Origin of the sequence: Spirosoma aureum (assembly GCF_011604685.1) — a bacterium.
GTDB classification, from domain to species: domain Bacteria; phylum Bacteroidota; class Bacteroidia; order Cytophagales; family Spirosomataceae; genus Spirosoma; species Spirosoma aureum.
In genome coordinates this window covers 4,826,812-4,847,649 of sequence record NZ_CP050063.1, presented here as the reverse complement: position 1 = coordinate 4,847,649, position 20,838 = coordinate 4,826,812, and the positions used below count along the sequence as shown (strand labels likewise).

Sequence of the window (20,838 nt, the reverse complement as noted above, 5' to 3'; positions counted from 1 at the left end):
TTCAAACAATTCGAAATGCGGATGGGGTGAGCTGTGTATGTTTTTTGAAGAAATTGTTGAAATGCGACGGTTCTTCAAAACCCAGACTGTAACTGATTTCGGCAATGTTCCAGTTCGTATGCTTCAATAACGCCCCGGCCTCACTGACAATCCGTTCGGATATATGCTCGGTGGTTGTTTTGCCGGTGGTTGCCCGGATGGCCCGGTTCAGGTGATTTACGTGGACCGCCAGACGCTGCGCATAATCGGCAGCCGATCGGAGCATGAACCGTTGTGAGGGTGATTCGATCGGAAACTGCCGTTCGAGTAATTCGGTAAAAACGGCGGTGATCCGGGAGTTCGCGTCCGGGTGCTGGTAGAGGGTTTCAGATGGTTCCAGTTTCAGGGCATAATGGATAAGCTCTGTGACGTAATTTCGCAACAGATCGTATTTGAATCGGTAATCCGAACTGATTTCCCCCAGCATCCGCTTAAAAATACCACTGACGTGTTCATCCTGACGCTCGTCCAGTAAATACGTTGGCTTTCCCCCCATAACAAACATCGGCAGTTCGTTCAGGCTGCCCCGAATCTTCTCGGTAAAATAGGCTTCTTTAAAAATACAGAAATAGCCCGTTTTATCGTCGGACAGCGATTCCCAGGAATAAGGGACCTGTGGATTGAAGAACATCAGCGTTGTTCCGGCGATTTCGATGCTTTTATCCGCGTAATGATAGACATTTCGGCCGCGAATCAGGGTAATTTTATAAAAGTCCCGGCGACTATAAACAACTGGCGTGCTGTGGGGCCCGATGCAATCTTCCAGGCGAAATACGTTAAAATGACCAATATCCTGCTGGAGCGTATCAGGTAACCAGTTCATTTTTCGCTGGTAGAAGTCTTCAAGTGTTTCGATCGTTGACATACCCAAAGTTACAGGATTCAAATAAATTATCAACAAACCGGCAGGAATCTGCGGCTTCGGGTTTGTACATTGCCTCTGCTCCTATCGGCAACGCGCCGACCGTTCGCTACGCGCCTGCTCGTCACCCGCCGATTCGCCCCGTTGCCAGGCTTCGCAGGCACCGGCCTGATTGCCGAGGGCCAATTCAGCCATTCCCAGGTAATAATACAATTGATCGACGGAGGCATCCAGTTTTTCGGCCTGCCTGAATTCGCTCAGAGCCTGCGACGACTGTTTCTGGTTCAGGTAAAAGATGCCAAGCGTCCGATGGGCCCAGGCATTCGACGCATCAAGTCGAAGGGATTCCTGCACCAGCGGCAGTGCTTCAGTGGGTCGCTTCAGCATCAGCAACAGATACGCCTTGTTATTGAGGTAATACGGTTGATTCGGTTTGGCCGACAAGGCCCGGTTGACAAACCCCAGTGCATCGGTAAATTTCCCCTCCCGCGCCAGGAGCAGGCTTCGGTTATTGAGCGCAGCGTCCTGTTTCGGATTCAGTTGTAAAGCCTGATCGATATCCTGACGGGCCTGCTCGTAGGCTTTCTGGCTAAAATAGTAGGCACCCCGATTGGTCAGTGCTTCGCTGTTACGGGCATCGAGCTGGAGGGCACGGTCATAGGCCGCCTGGGCCTGTGACGCCTTGTTGAGCCGAACATACGCATCGCCCAGCCGGGTCTGGTAGTTGGTGGAGTCGCGGTATTCTTTCTCAATGCGTTGCAGATCAGCCAGGCTACCCGACGCATCACCCGTTTCGAGCAATACTTCTGCACGATTCAGGTACGCTGCGGCAAAATCGGGGTCGGCCTGAATGGCACGGGTATAGTCGGCCAGGGCTCCTTCGCGATCGTCATTCCGGAATCTGGCCAGTCCCCGGTTATTGAACGCATCCGCAAAATCCGGCTTTTTATTCAGCGCTTCCGAGTAAAACCGAATGGCCTCCCGATATTCCCGCTTTTGCAGTTGTACATTCCCCCGCAAAAAAAACTGAGCTGCTTCGTCGGTATCCTTCGTACACGATGGTATAAAGCATGAACAGCCGATACTGGCTACTAAAAAGAAAAAGAAGCGCAGGGAATCCTTCCTTATTTTTGCAGACAGATCCCGACCATCTGCCCATTCTGTACTTATTTTACAGTCTACCGTATTCATTCGTCATAAGTCGTTAACACATGCGCTTCGTTCAGGATATTCCGCATTCCCAGTTCCGCATTGGCCTCTATGCCTGGAACAGCAAATATATTGTCAAGATTGAAGCAGGCCCCTATGAACAGACTTATAAAATCAGCGAGATGGATCTGACCGAAACCGACGACGTTTCGACGATGCTCGACGACACGTTTTTAGCCACTGTTGCTCAGCGGTTTCAGCAGATGGACGCCGACTGGCAGGCCACCGGGGAGCGGAATGGCGTTTTGTAGGTTGACGTTTGAACAGGCTCAGGCATCAGCACGCCCCCACTGAAAACCAGAAACGAATCCTTAACTCGTCGGTTTATCGGGTACTGGGGCTGATGCATGGAATTCAGCGTAAATGCGGTGCATGTAGTCGTCGAGCAATTCCTGGATACGGGCGGGCTGCCCGGAGCGAACGATCAGGCCTACATGGTATTCACGGTTCATGCGCCACCAGATTTCGGGGTCCGCAAACCGCGACTGATCAGGCCACTGCTGCCGCGCCAGGGAGACGATCAAACCGGCGTACTGCGGCTGATCGGCCGGAACCTCGTAGGTTTTTCCCCGCGCGACAGCATCTTCCAGAATTGCCCATTCCCGCCAGAGGTTAATGCCGGAAGCCGCTTCGACCATCTCGGCAATGTGCGCTCCGCCTACCCGCGAGGCCGTTTCCAGAAAATACAGTTCACCATCATGGTCGCCCAGAATAAACTCTGAATGCGACGCGCTATGCCGCATACCAAACGCATTCATAACCCGGGTATTCAGGGCATACAGCGGTTCTGTTTCGGGCGAATCGGGGGCGATGTTTATGGTTCGGAAAACGCCCCCTCCGTGGGCAACCTCCATGGGGGTTGCCAGGTATTTACTGGCTCGGGTGAAGACAACCTGTCCGTCGTACGACAGCGAATCGACGTGGTAGACCCGACCGGGCTTAAACTGTTCGATCAGGAATTCATGCCTCCGATCACCCAGCCGGTGAAGCACCGACCAGGCTTCGTCCAGGGAATTTACCTTCTGAATACCGGTAGCCGACGCTTCCGAACGGGGTTTGATGAGCCAGGGCGCTTCGGTCGATTGCAGGAAACGGGTAATCGTCTCATCGTGAAACAGGGCACAAAAGGCCGGGACCCGAATACCATCGGCGGCCGCCCGCATGCGCATCGCCAGCTTATCCCGAAAGAACCGGGCGGTTGTCTGCCCCATTCCCGGAATCCTGAACGTTTCCCGAATGAGTGCTCCCTTCTCCACGTCGAAGTCATCCAGCGCCACAACCCGATCGATCGAACGGGTATGCATCACATGCGCCAGTCCCGCTATCAGCTGATCCAGACTGTCGGAGGAGTTACTGGGTGATTGCAGGAAGAAAAACTCGTCGATTGCGTCGCGGGGCCAGTCTTTATCCGCTAATTTCTGATCGGTTATCAGATAAACCGTATTGCCTAACGCTTTGCAGGTGCGCATGAACTCCTCTCCCTTGAAAAAGGTGGCAATGCACAAAAATGACAGCGAACCCATAGAATATGTAGTTTGGATGCCAAAAAGATAAAGAAAAGCAAACTGTTTTCTGTCTATTCAACGCTGTTTTCTATTCACGGAAGGATTTTGTTGTCTCTATGCACGTCCAGGCCGGCCAATTAGTAAATGACGCTCCGACAACCAGCTACTTACGTTCTGTCAATCGTTGCAGATAATCGATCAGCAGCCGGATGCCGAATCCAGTGGCATTTTTCTGTGAACCGAATTCGGTATCCGCAAAGGCCATGCCGGCAATATCGAGATGTGCCCAGGCAGGGTGCTTCTCGGAAAATACTTCCAGAAACTTGGCCGCACTAATGGACCCGGCAATGGGTTTTCCGCTAAAGTTTTTCAGATCGGCCACGTCTGATTTAATGTCTTCTTTGTAGACATCCCAGACGGGCATCCGCCAGATACGTTCTCCCGTCTGATCAGCGGCAGCTGTGAGTTCAGCGGCCAATGCATCATTCGGGGTAAAGAGTCCAGCTGCGTGGTAACCAAGCGCGGCAATGACACTTCCCGTCAATGTAGCCAGGTCGATCAGTACGTCGGGTTTAAAATTACGAACCATATACCCCAGCCCATCCGCCAGGATCACCCGCCCTTCGGCATCGGTATCAATGATTTCAATGGTTTTGCCACTGTACGACGTAATGACGTCCCCCGGTTTGGTCGAACGCCCATCGACGCTGTTTTCCGTCGATGGGACAATCCCAATCACATGAACGGGCAGTTTCAATTTAGCCGCGACCTCAACCGTACCCAGCACAGCCGCTGCGCCCCCCATATCGCTTTTCATGAGGTGCATGCTGGCCGACGTCTTAATTGATATACCACCGGTATCGAACGTAACACCCTTCCCGACCAGACCCACTGTAGGCAGGGGCTGATCCGCCGGTTGATCGGTCACGTCAGGTTTATACTCCGCAATGATCAATACGGGTGGAACCTCACTCCCCTGGCTCACGCTGAGTAAAGCCCCCAGCCCCTGCCGTTCGAGTTCGGCTTTGTCGAGAATCGTCACGGCGTAGCCATGAGTCAGACCCGACTGACGGGTCCAGTTGGCCAGTGTCTGCGGATTTTTATAATTAGCAGGCGCATTCATCAGGTCAAGCATTTCGCGCTGCGTCTGCGCTATGGCTTCCGCCTGTGTAAGCGCCTGTCGTGCCTCCTCCAGTGAATCCTCGGTAAGATGGAGGGTAAGAACTCCATCGGCTGCGTAAAAGGCCGACGGATCGTTCTTCTCGGTTTGATAGAGCCGAAGATCGTAGCCGCCTGCGCGAATACCCAGCACAACTGCTTCGACAACTTCCCCGTCAAAAGCCGTCATTGCCACGCTAACCTGCTGTGGCAATCGGTCTTTCTGGGTAAAAAACAGTTTTCGAAAGGCTTTAAGCCAGTCGATCGATTCGGGCTTTTCTCCAAGGCCAAGCAAATAGGTGCGTTGACCGCCGGGCTGATAGATCGGCAAAAACTCCTGAAAATCAGCGTTAAAATCTGCCTGTAGGATCGACGCGGGCAATCCATGTGCGTCCGCGATCGCACGTAGTGTTTCGGCTAACTCCTCGGTTTTACGGACCGGGATAATGTGCGCATCCGCCGAAACGGCCTGCGACTGTACGACAATCTGCATAGCAAGTCAAGCGATAAATTCAGTTGCTACATTTCATTTCCTCACTCAGGGCATTGTGCCGAAATATAGCCATTCCACGGCGTTCGGAAACTCACGGCCCCAATATGATTCACTATGCTGCCCTTTCGGATCAATAAGCAGTTGTGTTTCGATGCGGTTCCGGCCGGGCGAATTCCGGAATGCGTCGATCAATTGTTTCAGGCTTTGAACCATGAATTTAGATTCCTTGGCGCCACCAAAGGCGTATATTTTTGTCGGTTCCGCAGCCCGGAACCGGGCAGCTTCTGACAAAACGTTTTTAGAAATCCAGAGCGACGGCGAAAAAACCAGCAGCCGTCCGAAGATATGGTGATGCAAAAGCCCACCGTACAGGCTGATCAGTCCCCCGAGTGAACTGCCACCGATTCCGGTGTTGACCGCATCCGGCAACGACCGAAATGTCGAGTCGATGTACGGCTTCAGCGTTCGCACCAGAAAATCCAGGTAGTTCCGACCGTCACCGGTTCCGGCCATTGTCATCTCAGGGGTAAACTCACGAACCCGGTTTACGCCCCCATGATCGATGGCGACCACGATCAGTTCGTGGTGGTGTCTCGATGCCAGCACGGCCAGCCGACGATCAATCTCCCAGCTACCATATTCCGACCCGGCCCCAATCAGATTCTGGCCGTCATTGAGATAAAGCACGGGATACCGTTTGGTTGAGTGATCATAGTCATGAGGGACTAAAACGCGAACCCGGCGCGTCGTTCCCAATTGCGGAATCGCAAAATCCGGGGCCAGCAGGCCAAGTTTCGGCAAAAAGTCCGGATTGAAGGAGCGGCCAAACCACCGCCAGTGGGGCACATAATCGCGTCGGGTACCGATTTTTCGACGGCTTATCCGATTCGGCGGCACATCGCCTGCCGAATCCAGTTCGGCCTGATCCCAGCCTCCCCGCGTGTATTTATACTCCAGCACATCGGGCAAGGGTACTCCCGTCGGAAAATCGAGGGCATACCCACCCGACTCCGTCGGCCACAACCGGAACGCGTCGATATCGGGATACCAATCACAGAAGTTACCGGATAGATAAACCGGCCGGTCATCCTGAACGGGTGTCGTGAGTTCAAAGCGTAACGGTGGAGGCATTGATTCGTGTTGATGCGCGGACAAAGGTAGGACAGGCTAAGGAATTATGGCAAAAAAAGGCCAGGCGAAGTGCCTGGCCTTTTTTTGCTGGTTTAGCAATTCAGCGCTACTTGATAAACAACCATTTGTTATACAGCGCTTTCTGAGCAGGCGTTTGACTGGCCAGTGGCTGGAGTCGGTAGCTGGCCAACGGATTCTGGGTCAACGTGATGCTTAATTCCCGAAGAATGCCCGACCGGTTGACGAGCACCTTGAGCACATCACCCACGCGCCGACCACTGACAAACCGCAACAGATCATCACCGACCCGAAGGCCATCCACGGAAATGATCTCATCGCCTACATTCAGTCCATCGGTATACGCGGCTGATCCTCGCCGAACGCTGGTTACGGTTGCTTTGCCATTAGCCGGGCTCGTTGCTGCACCCAGGAAACCATCCTGGGTTTTACTGGCGACATTCGCTAATTGCAGGCCTACCGGTTCAAAATAGGCGTTGTAGTTGATGGACTCGGCGCTATTTACCGCAATGGTAAAGAAATCATCGAGTTTACGGCCAGCCACCTGCTCGGCGGCCTTGCGAAACTCCTCGTCCGTAAAGCCCCGCTTCTGTTTCTTGTAGTATTCCGTATAGAGATAGCGCATCAGATCGTCCATGCTCCGCTCGCCATTCGTGCCCGCCAGAATCGACAGGTTCAGCAGCGTTCCCAATACGCTTCCTTTGCTGTAATACGAGATGGTCGTATTGGTCGAATTTTCGTTCGGACGATACCCTTTTATCCAGGCATCCCAGCTTGATTCAGCCGCCGACTGCACGCGCACTCCCGGTTGATTCTCGATGGTTCCAATGTCGTTGGCCACAATGGTCAGGTAAGCCTCCGGCGTGTGAAAACCGGCCCGGCGCAGGATGTTATCCTCGTAGAATGACGTACAACCCTCCGACAACCAGAGCATGTGCGTGTAGTTCTCATTCTCGTAATCGAACGGCCCGAGTGCCACCGGACGGATACGCTTCACGTTCCAGAGGTGAAAATATTCGTGGGCAACCAGTGTCAGAAAGTTTTTGTAATTCGTCTCGGTCGAATAAGCAGTCCGATAGGTTTCGAGTGTAGTCGAGTTCAGGTGTTCCAGACCCCCGCCCCCCTGTGGAATATGGTGAACGATGAACGTATACTGTTTGCAGGGGTGCTCCCCGACGACCGTTGCGGCAGCCTCACAAACCCGCTTGTAATCGGCCGCCAACCGCTGTTCATCATAGTACACATCCCCGAACATAGCCACTGTATGCGGTACATTGGAGGCCGTAAACCCAAACGTGCGCTGGTTTCCGATCTCAATGGGCGAATCGACCAGCAGATCGTAATCGGGGGCTTCGTAGGTAAAGCCGGCATATCGGGCCGTCGGACTCGAAACGGGTTCCAGTGCCGTGGTAACGACTTTCCAGTCTTTATAGGGCTGGACAATGACGCGATGCGGCAGGTTTTTCAACGCATCGTGGTACATGAACATGCTGGCCGGGGTTACGTATCCATGATCGATATCGATGAAACTCGTCCGAACGGTCAGTTCATTGGCATAAACCCGATAGCGAATCGTGAGGTTATCATCCGTCGAGTAGACACGCCAGGTATTTTTGCGAATTTTTTCGCTTGGTACGATTTTATCCGTTCCGGTGCTGGTGGCCGTAAAAGCCTCAACATTTTTAGCGTATTCCCGAATCAGATACGAGCCCGGTGTCCAGACGGGCATTTTTATGTCGACATAGCCGTTATTCTTCGCGTTGGTGGCGGTTGCACTATTTTTCAACTGCAACTCCACGTCAAAATAATGCGTCTGCGGTTCCGGCATGGACAGCACATAGGTGATGGATGGCAAAGCAGTGGGTGGGTTTTCGTCATCAGCGAATCGGAGAGCGGCCGTTGATGGAAAAACAACAAAAAATGTCCAGACAGTAAGTAAATACAGGAGCCGGGCGTTTTTTTTCATACGGAAACAGGAATACCTTCGTTTTTTGTCCAGATTTGACGTGATATTTGCCAATTTATCGGCGAAGCTACGACGCATTCCAAGCATTCACAACCGTTCATTTCGTTTATGCCCTATTCAATCACCCAACTGGGTCAATGCCAAACGCTCCGATTTTTACCGGACTGGCTGTCGTTTTCCCTGATTCTTGGGTTGCTTACCCTGCTGCCGGCCCATGCCCAGCGAACCCAGAGCTACTCCGAACCCGACTATCACTACCGAAATGGTCTGGAACTGTTCGAGAAAAGCAATTATGCCGCAGCCCGCTACGAATTCCGGCAATACCTTGAACCCCGTCGCGGTGATGGCACCCGTACGCTGCTCAATACCAGCGATCAGAACGCGGTGGAGGCCGAATACTACATCGCCCTGACCAGTCTGTATATCGACGAACCCGGTGCGGAGGTATTAGTGGACCGGTTTGTCAAAAACCACAGCGAGCACCCCAAAGCCGGCCAGTTGTATGGCGATCTGGGTACGTACTATTATACGCGCCAGGATTACGCCAAAGCCATTTCGTTCCTGGAAAAGGCCGTTGCCCAGGGTGGAGCCAATTCGAAATTTAAATTTCAACTGGCCCTCTCCTATTACAACACTCAGGATTTGCAGCGGGCCTTGCCCCTGCTCAACGAGGTAAAACTAGACCCCGGTTCGACCGATGCACCGGCCGCATCCTACTATGCCGGTGTCATTAATTTCAGGAATAAAAATTTCAACGAAGCCGTTGCCGACTTCCGGCGCGTCGAATCGAACCCGATCTACAAGGATCAGGTTCCGAACTGGATTGCCCATGCGCTCTATCGCCAGCGCCGGTTCGACGACCTGCTCGCCTATACCGAACCCCTGCTCCGGCGAAATAATGGTGCCGGGCTGAGTGAAGTAGCCCTGTTTACCGCTGAGGTGTATTACCAGCAAAACCAGTTTGCCAAAGCGATTCCGTACTATAAACAGTACATCAGTGCCGCCGGCGCCAAAACACCGGGCGCCGTGAAGTTCCGCTATGGCCAGTCGCTCTTTCGTACGGGCGCCTACAATGACGCGATCACGCAGCTGAAATCGCTGGCGGGGGGTAAAGATACAACGGCACAATATGCGGCTTATACGCTCGGAGTTAGTTATTTGCAGACGCAGAACCCAACCTATGCGCTAAACGCGTTCGATCAGGCGGGTCGGCTCTCGTTTAACCGTGAGATTCAGGAGGAAGCCCGGTTCAATCACGCGAAACTGCAACTGGATCAGAACAATGGGTCCGATGCGGTGAAAGAACTCACGGCTTTTCTGAAGCAGTATCCCGATAGTAAATTCGAGAATGAAGCCAATGAACTGGTCGGTGAAGCCTACTTTGCCTCCAATAATTACCCCGCGGCCATTGCCTACATTGAGGGGTTAAAACGGAAGACGCCTAAGATCAACGCGACCTACCAGCGACTGACCTATAGCCAGGGCGTTAGTGATTTTAACGCGGAACGGTACCCGCAGGCCGTCGCCAATCTGGATAAATCGTTGAAATTCCCGATCGATCCTGAGCTTCAGCAGGCCGCTCAGTTCTGGAAAGCGGAAGCCTACTCCGCCGGAAAACAATACGATACGGCGATTCCGCTCTACGCCAGCATCTCGAAAAATGCGGGCGACTATGGTAGTAAAAGTTTATACGGTCTAGGCTATGCGTATTACAACAAAAAGGATTATGCCCGCGCCCAGACCTATTTCCGCGATTTTGTGAGCCGGGGCAGTAGTGCCGGAGACGCAGCGCAGGTACAGGACGCTACGATTCGATTGGCTGATTCGTATTTCGCCACCAAACAGTACGAAAACGCCATGCGTTACTACGATCAGGCCATTGCCCAGAACGCACCGGACAAAGATTATGCATCTTACCAGAAAGCGGTCATTCTGAGTTATGTTGGTCGGGATGCGGAAGCAAAGGCGCAGTTCGACCAGGTGCAGCGGCAATATCCGAACTCGCGCTTTGTCGACGAATCGTTGTTTCAAACGGCGAATGTCGATTTCGAGAAAGGAGCCTATCAGGTGGCCATCCGCGGCTTTTCGAAGCTGATCGAGAGCAAACCGAACAGCAAACTCGTTCCGGCAGCCCTGCTCAAGCGGGCGATTGCCTATGGAAACATTCAGCAGTACGATCCCGCCGTTGCCGATTACAAACGAATTCTGAACGATTTCGGCGAATCCGATCAGGCGCAAAGTGCCCTGCTCGGTATCCAGAATACACTGAACGACGCCGGTCGTCCCGAAGAGTTTTCGCAGGTGCTGGGGCAGTATAAAAAGTCGAATCCGGCCAGCACGGATGTGGAGCGGGTGCAGTTTGAGAATGCGAAAGACATTTATTCGAACCAGAAATATCAGCAGGCGATTCAATCCCTGCTGACCTTCATGCAGGAGTATCCGGCCAGTCCGAATACCAACGAAGCCCGCTACTACCTGGCCGAATCATACCGCCAGACCGACGATGTAGCCAATGCGTTACGGTATTATAACCTGGTTATTGCGGATAATAAATCGGAGTTTCTGGTCCGGTCGGCCACACGAGCCGCTGAGCTGGAAAGCAAGCAGAAAAATTACCCGCGTGCCATCCGGAATTACCAGGTCATCTTAACCAGAGCAAGCAGTAAAGCGGAGCAGGTTGCTGCCCAACTCGGCCTGATGGATACCTATTTTGCGATGCCGAAACCCGATTCGGCAGCTGCCATTGCCCGCGAGGTTTTGGCAGCCGGGAACGTGGTAGCGGGTGCGCAGAACCGGGCACAGTTAATGCTGGGCAAGGTAGCCTTCGGGAAAGGCGATTACAAAACGGCTCAGGCTGATTTCGACAAGACCATTGCCCTGGCGAAAGACGTAAATGGAGCGGAAGCCCAGTATTATCTCGGCGATATACTCTATCGGCAGAAGAAATACAAAGAATCGGTTGCTACGCTCTTAAAATTCAACGAGCAATTCAGTGAATTTGAGTATTGGAAAGGGAAAGCCTTCATGCTGGTATCCGACAATAATGTCGCCCAGGACGAAACAGCCCAGGCCAAAGCCGTTTTGAACTCAATCATCGAAAACTCATCCGACGAAACCATTATCGCCGAAGCCAAACAAAAGCTGGCGAGCCTGGAGAACAAAAATTAATGAAGAGTGACGAATGACGCATCAGGAATGAAGACCAGTAAGTACCCCGAAACTGCTTAGGTTTCACTTTTAATGTGTCCTTCTTCACTACTTTTTCACGCTTCACTATGACATATCGTCCCCTACTCACCCTCTCCTTTCTTTCGCTGTCGGCTACGTTGTTTGCGCAGCAGCCGAAGCCAACCCGGCCGGTTAAAGAAGGTGAGGTAGATAATCAGGAAATTACGGTCGAAAAAAGCCGGAAGATCGAGCTTCCGCCTGCCAATCGATTGTTCAACAAAATTCCATCCGTTAAAGCATCGGCCGAACAACGGAAGCTGACCTATGAATTTGAAGACCGGAAACTGACCGTCGGCGATCCGCGCATTACGCCGGGTGTTTTGGCTCCGGCCATGACTCAGCCTGATGATACACCCGCCTTCAGTAATTATGTAAAGGTTGGCGCCGGTAACTACAGTTCGTTCCTGGGCGAAGGCTTCGTGGGGATCAACAACCTGTCGAATCTGTCGCTGGAAGGATCGGTCAGGCATCTCTCGTCGGGCCTTGGCCCCGTCGACGGCAAGAATTCGTCCCAAAGCGATACCAAGGTTAAGATAACGGGCAAATACCTGACCGACGCCTTTAAACTACAGGCCGATGTAGGGTTCGACCGGAATGCCTATAATTTTTACGGTTACAGCCGCGAGTATGCAGCCTCATCGGCGTTCAATCCGGACCTGATCAAACAGCGCTTGAATACCGTTAACGTCCGGCTCGGCATCGAAAATGCCAATTCGGAAAACGCCATCGATTATTCATTGCGTACTGGTATAACCTCTCTTCGCGATCGGTTCAATGCCTCCGAAACGGATTGGGGGACAAACTTCAACGGCTCATTGGGCATCACCGACAATGTCTTTGCGCTCGTGGCCGCCGACGCCTACGTAACCCAGCGCTCCGATGGCTCGATCGTCGACAACCGGAATCTGTTCCGGGTAAAGCCAACTTTCAAATACACGTCTTCCCTGTTTACCATAACGGCGGGACTCAATGCGGTCAATCAAACGGATCAGCGGCAGGGCATCAATAATACCAGGGCTTTCCCGGTGGTCGATATTGATGTGGTTCCGGTGGCCAACATCCATTTCTTTGCGGGCGTTGATGGTGATATTAACCGAAACACATTGCGCTCATTATTAAGCGAAAACAAGTGGTTAGCTCCACAAGTACTTTTAGTTAACACCGTTAAGTCTCTGGATATCTACGGTGGTTCAAAAGGAGCACTCGGTGGCGGTTTTTCGTATGAGGGGAAAGTCTCCTACGCCAGTTACCGGGATTTTTCAACATTTAACAATACCTTCCCGGATTCGACCAAGTTTTTTGTCCTTTATGATGGCGGCATTTCGCGGGTGTTGACCATTTCCGGCCAGCTTGCTTATGCACAGAAGGATAAATTCCGCTCGACGCTAAAAGGAGACTTCTTCCGCTACGGTTTAGATCGGCTAGAGGAGGCCTGGGGCCGCCCCCGATTTGCGGGTACATGGACCAACTCATACGTTCTGAATAAAAAATTATTCATCACGGCGGATTTGTATTTTTATGAGGGCATCAAAAACAAAAACTTTACGTCAAACACCGTCTATACCCTAAAACCGATCTACGATGCCAACATTAAAATTGACTATTTCCTAGGGAAACAGGTATCTGCCTTTGTCTCGTTAAATAATATCTTTAACCAGAATTACGAACGCTATTTGTATTATCAGTCGCAAGGCCTTAACTTTCTCGGAGGAATTAGTTATTCATTCTAACCTCCATCGACGAACAGACTATGGCTTCCGTCAATGACTATCTCAAAAAGTTGCTGTATCAGTACGACTGTGTGGTTGTACCAGAGTTGGGGGCCTTTCTGACCCACTACCAACCGGCATCCTTTACGGAAACCAGTGGTTTATACCTGCCTCCCCGCAAACGCGTTGCTTTCAACGAGGCTTTGCGGTTAGACGATGGTATTCTTGCCAATTATATCATGCTGCATGAGCCCCTGACCCGCGAAGGTGCTCAACGGCACATCAGTTCCTTTGTTGGTGAACTTCGGAAACAGGTCGATCAAACGGGTCGTTTCGAACTGGAAGGTGTCGGAACGTTCACGCAAAATGACGAAGGCCGGCTTCAGTTTGACCCCAGTCTGCGGCACAATTTTTTCGGTGAAGCCTACGGCATGAGTGCTATTTCAGCCCAATTAGTGACGAGCCAGTCGCTACTTGAACCTGCCATTGATGCCATACCCATTACGGCAATTGGCCCGGTTCTGGTTCGGGATGAGGATACAGTTATAGAGCCGCTTCGCCCTGCCCGTTCTTATTGGCGCATAGCGGCAGCGGCTTTGCTGATCGGTTCATTGGGCCTGTTTAGTTATTCGTCCGTGATTAAGCCCGGTCAATCGCTGCAAAGTAGTCTGGATCCGGCAAACCTGTTTCGCCTTCCGGCTTCGTTCGTCGATCGTTCAGCTGACCGAAAAGAAACAGCCAAACCAGTTGTTATTCATCAGGCGAAAACAGAGCCAACCGCCCCGGCCGTTGCAGAAGCTAAACCCGTTGCAACCCCAGACCAACCTGTTTCTACGCCTGCGCCGGTAGTTGCCAAGCAACCCAGCGTGGCACCGGTTAGCCAGCCAGAGACGGTTGTTAGCCCAATAGTTGCCACAAAGCCGGTGCGTACAGGCCCTTACTTCACGGTTATAGCGGGCAGCTTTTCCAGTAAACGAAACGCGCTCCGTCTGAGACGTCAATTAAAGAAAGCGGGTTATACCGATGCATACGTGATCATCCCGAACCAGAAAGGGCAGTTGTATAAGGTTGCTGCGGCTGGCTCGGCACTGCGCGAGGAGGCAGTTGCCAATATGACAGCCGTTGGTCAGGTGGCCGGTACGGAAACCTGGATTTATAAGAACTAGATCTACACAAGTCTATAAAAAAGACCGCCCTTAATCGAGCGGTCTTTTTTTTCGTTATGGTCAGCATCTCCTCCCAAGACTTTAGCTACGTTTTATAGTCATCAATTAATCCTGTTGATCTATCTGCGTAGTTTACTTTGTTTTCATCTTAAGTCTTCTGGCTCTTTCCAAACAACCAATTTGAATTTCCTGAACATGACAAAGGCTCCCACATTCGCAGGAGCCTTACATCACACACAAACAGGAAGCTTAGCCAAGGTACGTCTTCAGCGCCTTCGACCGGGAGGTGTGGCGGAGACGACGTATGGCTTTTTCTTTTATCTGACGAACCCGTTCACGGGTCAGATTAAACTTCTCACCAATTTCTTCGAGTGTCATGGCATGTTCACCATTCAGACCGAAGTAGAGGGTAATCACATCGGCTTCACGCTGCGTCAGCGTCGACAAGGCCCGTTGTACTTCCTTCCGCAGCGAATCGTTGATCAGACCCGAGTCAGGTTTGTCTTCACCATCGTTTTCGAGTACGTCGAGCAGGCTGTTTTCTTCACCCTGCACAAACGGAGCATCCATTGACACGTGGCGGCCAGAAATCTTCAACGTATCAACCACTTCGGCAGCGGAGATTTCAAGCACGGCGGCCAGTTCTTCCGGTGATGGCTCACGCTCAAACTTTTGCTCCAGGTCAGAAAACGTTTTCGAAATCTTGTTCAGCGAACCAACCCGGTTCAGCGGTAGACGCACAATACGGGATTGCTCGGCCAACGCTTGCAGGATCGATTGACGAATCCACCAAACGGCGTAGGAAATGAATTTAAACCCGCGTGTTTCATCAAAACGCTGGGCGGCTTTGATCAGACCCAGGTTCCCTTCGTTGATCAAATCACCCAACGAAAGACCCTGATTCTGATATTGTTTTGCTACAGACACGACGAAACGTAAGTTAGCCTTGGTCAGCCGTTCCAGTGACAGTTGATCACCTTCCCGGATTTTCTGGGCCAGCGTTACTTCCTCATCGGGCGTAAGCAGGTCTACTTTACCAATCTCCTGCAAGTACTTGTCTAACGACTGGCTCTCGCGGTTGGTAATCTGTTTTGAAATTTTTAGCTGTCTCATGATACGTTGCCCCGATTCGGGTGGCTATATAACGCTAACTTTTGACGTTGCATTACACGAAAAAGTAACAATCTCTTACGCATTTTTGTTCTCCGGTTTCGGCAGAAGAACTTTACGCGATAAACGATACTTTCCTGTCTTTTTATCCACGTCAATCAATTTTACCGTCACCTCTTCACCTACTTGCAGGACACCGTCCATGGTTTCGAGACGTTCCCACTTGATCTCGGAAATGTGCAAAAGTCCATCCTTTCCAGGCATAAACTCGACAAACGCACCGAATGGCTGAATGGTTTTCACCTTACCCACGTAGACTTCGCCAACCTCAGGTACGGCCACAATCCCTTTCACGCGTGAAACGGCCCGGTCCATACTTTCCTTGTTGGTAGCAAAAATGCTGACCCAACCCGCGTTGTCGTGCTCGTCGATATTAACAACCGCGCCCGAATCTTTCTGAATATCCTGAACGACTTTACCGCCGGGTCCGATAACGGCGCCGATCTGGTTGGTGTCAATCTTGATAACGATAGCCCGGGGAGCGTGTGATTTCAGATCTGACCGGACGTCGGCAATACCCTTCGCCATTTCGCCAAGAATGTGAAGCCGTCCCAGACGAGCCTGCTCCAGTGCTTGGGCGAGTACTTCGTATGACAAACCGTCTACTTTCAGGTCCATCTGACAGGCAACGATCCCTTTGGTGGTACCGGTTACTTTGAAATCCATATCGCCCAGGTGATCCTCGTCGCCGAGGATGTCGGACAATACCGCATATTTATCGCCGTCCGAAATCAGCCCCATGGCAATACCGGCTACCGGTGCCTTGATTTTGATCCCCGCATCCATCAGCGCCATTGTACCGGCACAGACGGTAGCCATCGACGACGAACCATTTGATTCGAGAATATCCGATACAACCCGTATGGTGTAGGGGTTTTCGGACTCGGGTGGCAATACTTTTTTCAACGAACGGTGAGCCAGATTACCATGACCGATTTCCCGACGACCAGCACCCCGGTTGGGTTTTACTTCACCCGTCGAGAAACCGGGAAAGTTATAGTGCAACAGGAACTTGCTGTATCCCTGAAACATCGCCTGATCAACAATTTGTTCATCAACTTTCGTACCAAGGGTTACGGTCGTCAGCGACTGGGTTTCACCACGGGTGAACAGGGCTGATCCGTGAGGACCTGGCAGATAACCCGCTTCAGCTGAAATGGGGCGGATCTCATCGAGTTTACGGCCATCCAACCGAACGCGCTCGTCAAGAACCAGTCGGCGGGATGCCTCCCACTCCAGATCGTGGAAATACGTTTTGATCAGGCTTACATTCACCTCCGAACCTTCGGGGAATGTAGCCAGGTATTCCTGAAGCACGGCTTTAAAGCCCTCAGAACGCCCTTTTTTGCTGGGATTCTGCCGACTTGCCACTTCGAATACTTTATCGTAGCAATATGCACGAACGGCCGCCCGAAGTTCTTCGTCGTGCGTTTCGTGATTGTATTCGCGCTTTTGGGTTTTACCAACCTTGGCTTCTAATTCTTTTTGCGCCTGACACTGCACCTTGATGGCATCATGAGCAACTTTAAGTGCTTCCACAACTTCGGCTTCTGAGCATTCGCTCATTTCGCCTTCCACCATGCAAATGTCTTTTTCGGTCGCAGCGACAATCAGATCGAGCGTAGCCCGGTCAAGCTCCGCCGTTTTGGGGTTGATTTTATACTGACCATCGATTTTCGCAACCCGTACTTCAGAAATGGGTCCGTTGAACGGAATATCGGATACGGCCAGAGCCGACGACGCAGCCAGGGCGGCTAATGCATCGGGCTGAACATCCGGATCAGCAGAAATCAATGTGATTATTACCTGGGTATCGGCGTGGTAATTTTCCGGAAAAATCGGCCGCAGCGCGCGGTCAACCAGACGGCTAATCAGAATTTCGTGATCGCCCAAACGACCCTCCCGCCGTTGAAAGCTGCCAGGAATTCGACCAGCCGATGCAAATTTTTCCTGGTAATCAACCGACAGGGGTAAGAAATCAACGCCTTCTTTCGCTTCTTTACTCGATACGACCGTGGCTAACAGCATGGTGTCGCCCAGTCGCACAACCACCGCTCCGTCGGCCTGTCTGGCCAGTTTGCCGGTTTCGATGGTAATTTCCCGCCCGTCGGGCAGCGCAACGGATTGCGTGGTGATTTGAAACATACAACAGATTTTGGATACGCCCTCTTACAGCTTTACCGCTATGTCAGACCGAGATAATCCCGTTCTGTACTTAAACCTCTTTATTAAACTCTTTCCTTAACCGCTTTCACAACAGCAATCACTAATTCACTAAAGAAACCACAAAAATGAGGGAATCTACTGTTTAGCAGATTCCCTTTTTAGTGCGTGGTCCGATTATTTTCTCAGACCCAGCGCGGCCAGAATAGCCCGGTATCGTGTGATGTCTTTTTGTTGCAGGTAGTTCAGCAGACGCCGACGCTTACCGACTAATTTTAAAAGACCTAATTGGGTGCCGTAATCGTGCTTGTGAACTTTCAGGTGCTCGGTCAAATGACTGATCCGGTACGTGAACAGCGCGATCTGGGATTCGGCCGACCCGGTGTCACCAGCACTTTTGGCGTGACCCGAGGTGGAGAAGATCTCCTGTTTTTTTTCGGTCGTTAGATACATCTTCAGACAGCTAAATAAAATTACAAAATTTGAATTTGGGTGCAAAGATAGTAAAAAAACAGACAGCTTCCAGTAGGCTGCCCCTGAAAAGTTTAGAGTCGTGAAATTACCCGTTGTTTGACGACTTCAGGCGTGCTTCCTGAACCTGTAGCCGGTAGGTCGCCCATTTCTGCTTTACCCGCTCCCAGGCGATACGATACACGTCGCCATCGAACAGACGTGAGTCATGACGGGCGCGCTGCATCAGGAACAGCCCCACTGGAAACAGCACCAGGTTAGCCATCCAGGCACCAAGTGGCACCCAGATCAGGCCATCTTTAGCGTATTTATCGCCCGTGAGTGTCAGTACATAAAGAAATATGAAGAAGACGATCGATACCAGAACTGGCAAGCCAAAGCCGCCTTTTTTTATTATAGCGCCCATCGATGCACCGATCAGGAACATAACAAAAACGGAAATGGCCTGGGTAAATTTATGGTTGCTCTCCAGTTGATATTTCCAGACATTTTTTTCTTTCTCCGTCAGGTAGTTCACATTCGAAGTGGCATACGATAGGATATTCTGCGCCTGGCTATAAGCCGCCTGAGCAAGGTCGGGCTGAGCAAGATTCTGTTTTTTCAGTAATGAATCGATCCATTTACCGTCTTTCACCACAACGGCGGGCTTTGTGGTGACGTTGGTTTTAAATTGATAGTTGTAATACTGTCGCGATGTATTGGCAACACTCAGGCTCGTATTTCTATAATCTTTTCGAAGCGAATCGGTCAGGTCCGAGAGTTGCTTCAAATCTTTCATGTACTCGTGGTACTCGAACTGATTTTCGTCCGTGCGTTTAATGCCGAACGATTCTAAACTGATGACGAGCCGATAGTCTTTAAATCCATTCCGAACAAATTCGGCTCCTTTCACGGGTGTGCCATTACTGGCGTAACTAACCGTTCCATTTCCCGAATACTCCTGATAATCATTTCCATTGAACAGTTGAAAAACGAGGTATGTCCGATCCTTATCGGTATACATCCGCCCCGAATCTGCCAGAATGATCTCCCGATTACCAGTTTCAAGGCCATTTGTCGGATGCTTGTAAATAACCAGTCCTTTTAGTAAATCACCGGTGGTGCTTTCTTTACCGGTTTTGACCTTATGATCAACTTTAATACTGTAGCCCGGCAGGTCATTATAAAAAATTCCTTCTTTTAGACTTAGCGTAGCTTTGGCCGTTTTAATGTCATACAGTAGGCTATATCCCTTGAGATTAGCCCAGGGCGATACACTATTGTTGAACCAGAATGAAAATGAACTAATGCCAACAGCAACCACGAGCAGCGGACGCATGGCACGGGTGAGTGAAATGCCCGCACTTTTCATGGCTGTCAGTTCAAAAAATTCGCCAAGATTACCAAACGTCATCAGCGAAGAGAGCAGAACGGCCAGCGGAAGTGCGGTTGGAATCGTTAGCAGGGAAAAGTAAAAAAGAAGACGACCGAATGTTGCTAAATCAAGGTCTTTCGAAACGAAATCGTCTATGTAGAACATCAGGAGTCGCATCAGGAAGATAAAAATGACGACACCCAGTGTAAGAAAAAACGGTCCCCAGAACGAATTGAGTACTAATTTATCTATTTTCTTCATTCTAATGTCTAATGATTGTACCCGAAAACAGGCAGGTAATGTTTTACTGGCTTCTCTAGTATACGCTCAGTTCCTGCTGTACGGTTCCTTTCTCATTATTCATTAACAACTATTAACTACCAACAATTTCTCTGAGCTTATCCATTAAACCATCCCAAAGATCCTGGAGTTCGTCTTCGTCGGTCGTTGAGGAATAATCGGTTATCCGTAGAAATGTAGACTGGGTAAGTTCGGACTGATCGACCCGAAAATCGACATAATTGTTATCCGATCCGTTTTCGGCTGTATCTAAAAACTCAAAACGAACACCTTTATTCTGTCGCATCGAAACCTGTCGCGCGATGTGACTCTCATTGTCCCATTGAAAATCGAATCGTTGTTCCGGCATCGTATTTACTTTATTGGCAAACCATTGTGATAAGCCCGAAGCCGTGCTAATGTAAGGAAACAGCATTTTTGGGGATGCCCGGAGTTCGTATTCGGCAACAAATTTTAATTTCTCCATGTCTACTTATTTAGGAAAAGGACCAGGGATTACAGACCGGTACGTCAGCTCTTTAGAACAGTAGCGACTATTCACTGCAACCCGGTCTGAGCAAAGGTAAACGATTTTTTTTGCGAAAGTCAACGCACTTTTTTGCGTCAGCCCATTTTTTGCTTACTTTTGTGAAATCAAATCCGGCGGGGTAGCTCAGATGGTTAGAGCGTAGGATTCATAACCCTAAGGTCGGCAGTTCGATCCTGCTCCCCGCTACACAGGTCATCATGAAAAAGCCCCTAATTATTCACGAATAGGGGCTTTTTCAGTTTATATGCTTGAATCCAGCCTAGGCTTGCTCCTGCCCTGCCTCATGACTTGGCTGATTTCCGAAGCTTACCATTCAGTTATTCCTGGGGAATTTGTATTCCTTTTTCTTTATCGCTGAGTTGACCAG

At 50.8% G+C, this 20,838-nt stretch carries 15 protein-coding genes and 1 tRNA gene; 5 read left to right on the top strand and 11 right to left on the bottom strand.

Annotated features, from left to right (window positions below):
* Position 1 precedes the first annotated feature (1 nt).
* Both G8759_RS19125 and G8759_RS19120 read right to left on the bottom strand, forming a co-directional pair.
* On the bottom strand, positions 2 to 904 hold the full coding sequence (locus G8759_RS19125; protein WP_167210885.1) for a helix-turn-helix domain-containing protein: 903 nt from the start codon (positions 902 to 904) through the stop codon (positions 2 to 4).
* Positions 905 to 985: 81 nt separating this feature from the next.
* Positions 986 to 2,092, bottom strand: coding sequence for a tetratricopeptide repeat protein (locus tag G8759_RS19120; protein WP_167210882.1), 1,107 nt, complete (start codon positions 2,090 to 2,092; stop codon positions 986 to 988).
* A gap of 20 nt (positions 2,093 to 2,112) precedes the next feature.
* On the opposite strand from G8759_RS19120, the gene G8759_RS19115 reads away from it, so the two are divergent.
* A complete protein-coding gene (locus G8759_RS19115; protein ID WP_167210879.1) occupies positions 2,113 to 2,361 on the top strand; it encodes a hypothetical protein in 249 nt (82 codons plus the stop codon).
* Between the two features lie 60 nt (positions 2,362 to 2,421).
* Here the strand turns inward: G8759_RS19115 and G8759_RS19110 are convergent, their stop codons facing one another.
* The 4 genes from G8759_RS19110 to G8759_RS19095 form a co-directional block, all read right to left on the bottom strand.
* On the bottom strand, positions 2,422 to 3,633 hold the full coding sequence (locus G8759_RS19110; RefSeq protein ID WP_167210877.1) for an ATPase: 1,212 nt from the start codon (positions 3,631 to 3,633) through the stop codon (positions 2,422 to 2,424).
* A 145-nt stretch (positions 3,634 to 3,778) separates the two neighbouring features.
* A complete protein-coding gene (locus tag G8759_RS19105) occupies positions 3,779 to 5,266 on the bottom strand; it encodes a leucyl aminopeptidase family protein (RefSeq protein ID WP_167210874.1) in 1,488 nt (495 codons plus the stop codon).
* A gap of 45 nt (positions 5,267 to 5,311) precedes the next feature.
* Positions 5,312 to 6,397: an alpha/beta hydrolase gene (locus G8759_RS19100; protein WP_167210871.1), complete on the bottom strand. Its 1,086-nt coding sequence runs from the start codon at positions 6,395 to 6,397 to the stop codon at positions 5,312 to 5,314.
* Positions 6,398 to 6,503: 106 nt separating this feature from the next.
* On the bottom strand, positions 6,504 to 8,381 hold the full coding sequence (locus tag G8759_RS19095) for a M61 family metallopeptidase (RefSeq protein WP_167210868.1): 1,878 nt from the start codon (positions 8,379 to 8,381) through the stop codon (positions 6,504 to 6,506).
* 108 nt (positions 8,382 to 8,489) lie between these two features.
* Here G8759_RS19095 and G8759_RS19090 point away from each other — a divergent pair, with 108 nt between their 5' ends.
* From G8759_RS19090 to G8759_RS19080, 3 genes are all read left to right on the top strand, one after another.
* Entirely contained in the window at positions 8,490 to 11,549 is a 3,060-nt protein-coding gene (locus G8759_RS19090) for a tetratricopeptide repeat protein (RefSeq protein WP_167210865.1), read from the top strand.
* A gap of 107 nt (positions 11,550 to 11,656) precedes the next feature.
* Positions 11,657 to 13,339: a TonB-dependent receptor gene (locus G8759_RS19085; RefSeq protein WP_167210863.1), complete on the top strand. Its 1,683-nt coding sequence runs from the start codon at positions 11,657 to 11,659 to the stop codon at positions 13,337 to 13,339.
* Positions 13,340 to 13,359: 20 nt separating this feature from the next.
* The gene (locus tag G8759_RS19080; protein ID WP_167210859.1) at positions 13,360 to 14,484 is read left to right on the top strand and encodes an HU domain-containing protein; all 1,125 of its coding nucleotides are present in this window, start codon (positions 13,360 to 13,362) and stop codon (positions 14,482 to 14,484) included.
* A 249-nt stretch (positions 14,485 to 14,733) separates the two neighbouring features.
* Here G8759_RS19080 and G8759_RS19075 read toward each other — a convergent pair whose 3' ends face one another.
* The 5 genes from G8759_RS19075 to G8759_RS19055 form a co-directional block, all read right to left on the bottom strand.
* Positions 14,734 to 15,597 carry a sigma-70 family RNA polymerase sigma factor gene (locus G8759_RS19075; protein WP_009282104.1) on the bottom strand — a complete coding sequence of 288 codons (864 nt, stop codon included), beginning with the start codon at positions 15,595 to 15,597 and terminating at the stop codon, positions 14,734 to 14,736.
* A 75-nt stretch (positions 15,598 to 15,672) separates the two neighbouring features.
* Positions 15,673 to 17,799 carry a polyribonucleotide nucleotidyltransferase gene (gene pnp / locus G8759_RS19070; RefSeq protein WP_167210855.1) on the bottom strand — a complete coding sequence of 709 codons (2,127 nt, stop codon included), beginning with the start codon at positions 17,797 to 17,799 and terminating at the stop codon, positions 15,673 to 15,675.
* A 195-nt stretch (positions 17,800 to 17,994) separates the two neighbouring features.
* Positions 17,995 to 18,270 carry a 30S ribosomal protein S15 gene (rpsO, locus tag G8759_RS19065; RefSeq protein ID WP_162384292.1) on the bottom strand — a complete coding sequence of 92 codons (276 nt, stop codon included), beginning with the start codon at positions 18,268 to 18,270 and terminating at the stop codon, positions 17,995 to 17,997.
* A 106-nt stretch (positions 18,271 to 18,376) separates the two neighbouring features.
* Positions 18,377 to 19,903 (bottom strand): LptF/LptG family permease, encoded by a 1,527-nt coding sequence (locus tag G8759_RS19060; protein ID WP_167210852.1) that lies wholly within the window; start codon positions 19,901 to 19,903, stop codon positions 18,377 to 18,379.
* A gap of 112 nt (positions 19,904 to 20,015) precedes the next feature.
* Positions 20,016 to 20,408: an START-like domain-containing protein gene (locus tag G8759_RS19055; protein ID WP_162384290.1), complete on the bottom strand. Its 393-nt coding sequence runs from the start codon at positions 20,406 to 20,408 to the stop codon at positions 20,016 to 20,018.
* Positions 20,409 to 20,583: 175 nt separating this feature from the next.
* On the opposite strand from G8759_RS19055, the gene G8759_RS19050 reads away from it, so the two are divergent.
* A tRNA-Met gene (locus tag G8759_RS19050) sits at positions 20,584 to 20,657 on the top strand.
* The last annotated feature ends 181 nt before the right edge of the window (positions 20,658 to 20,838 follow it).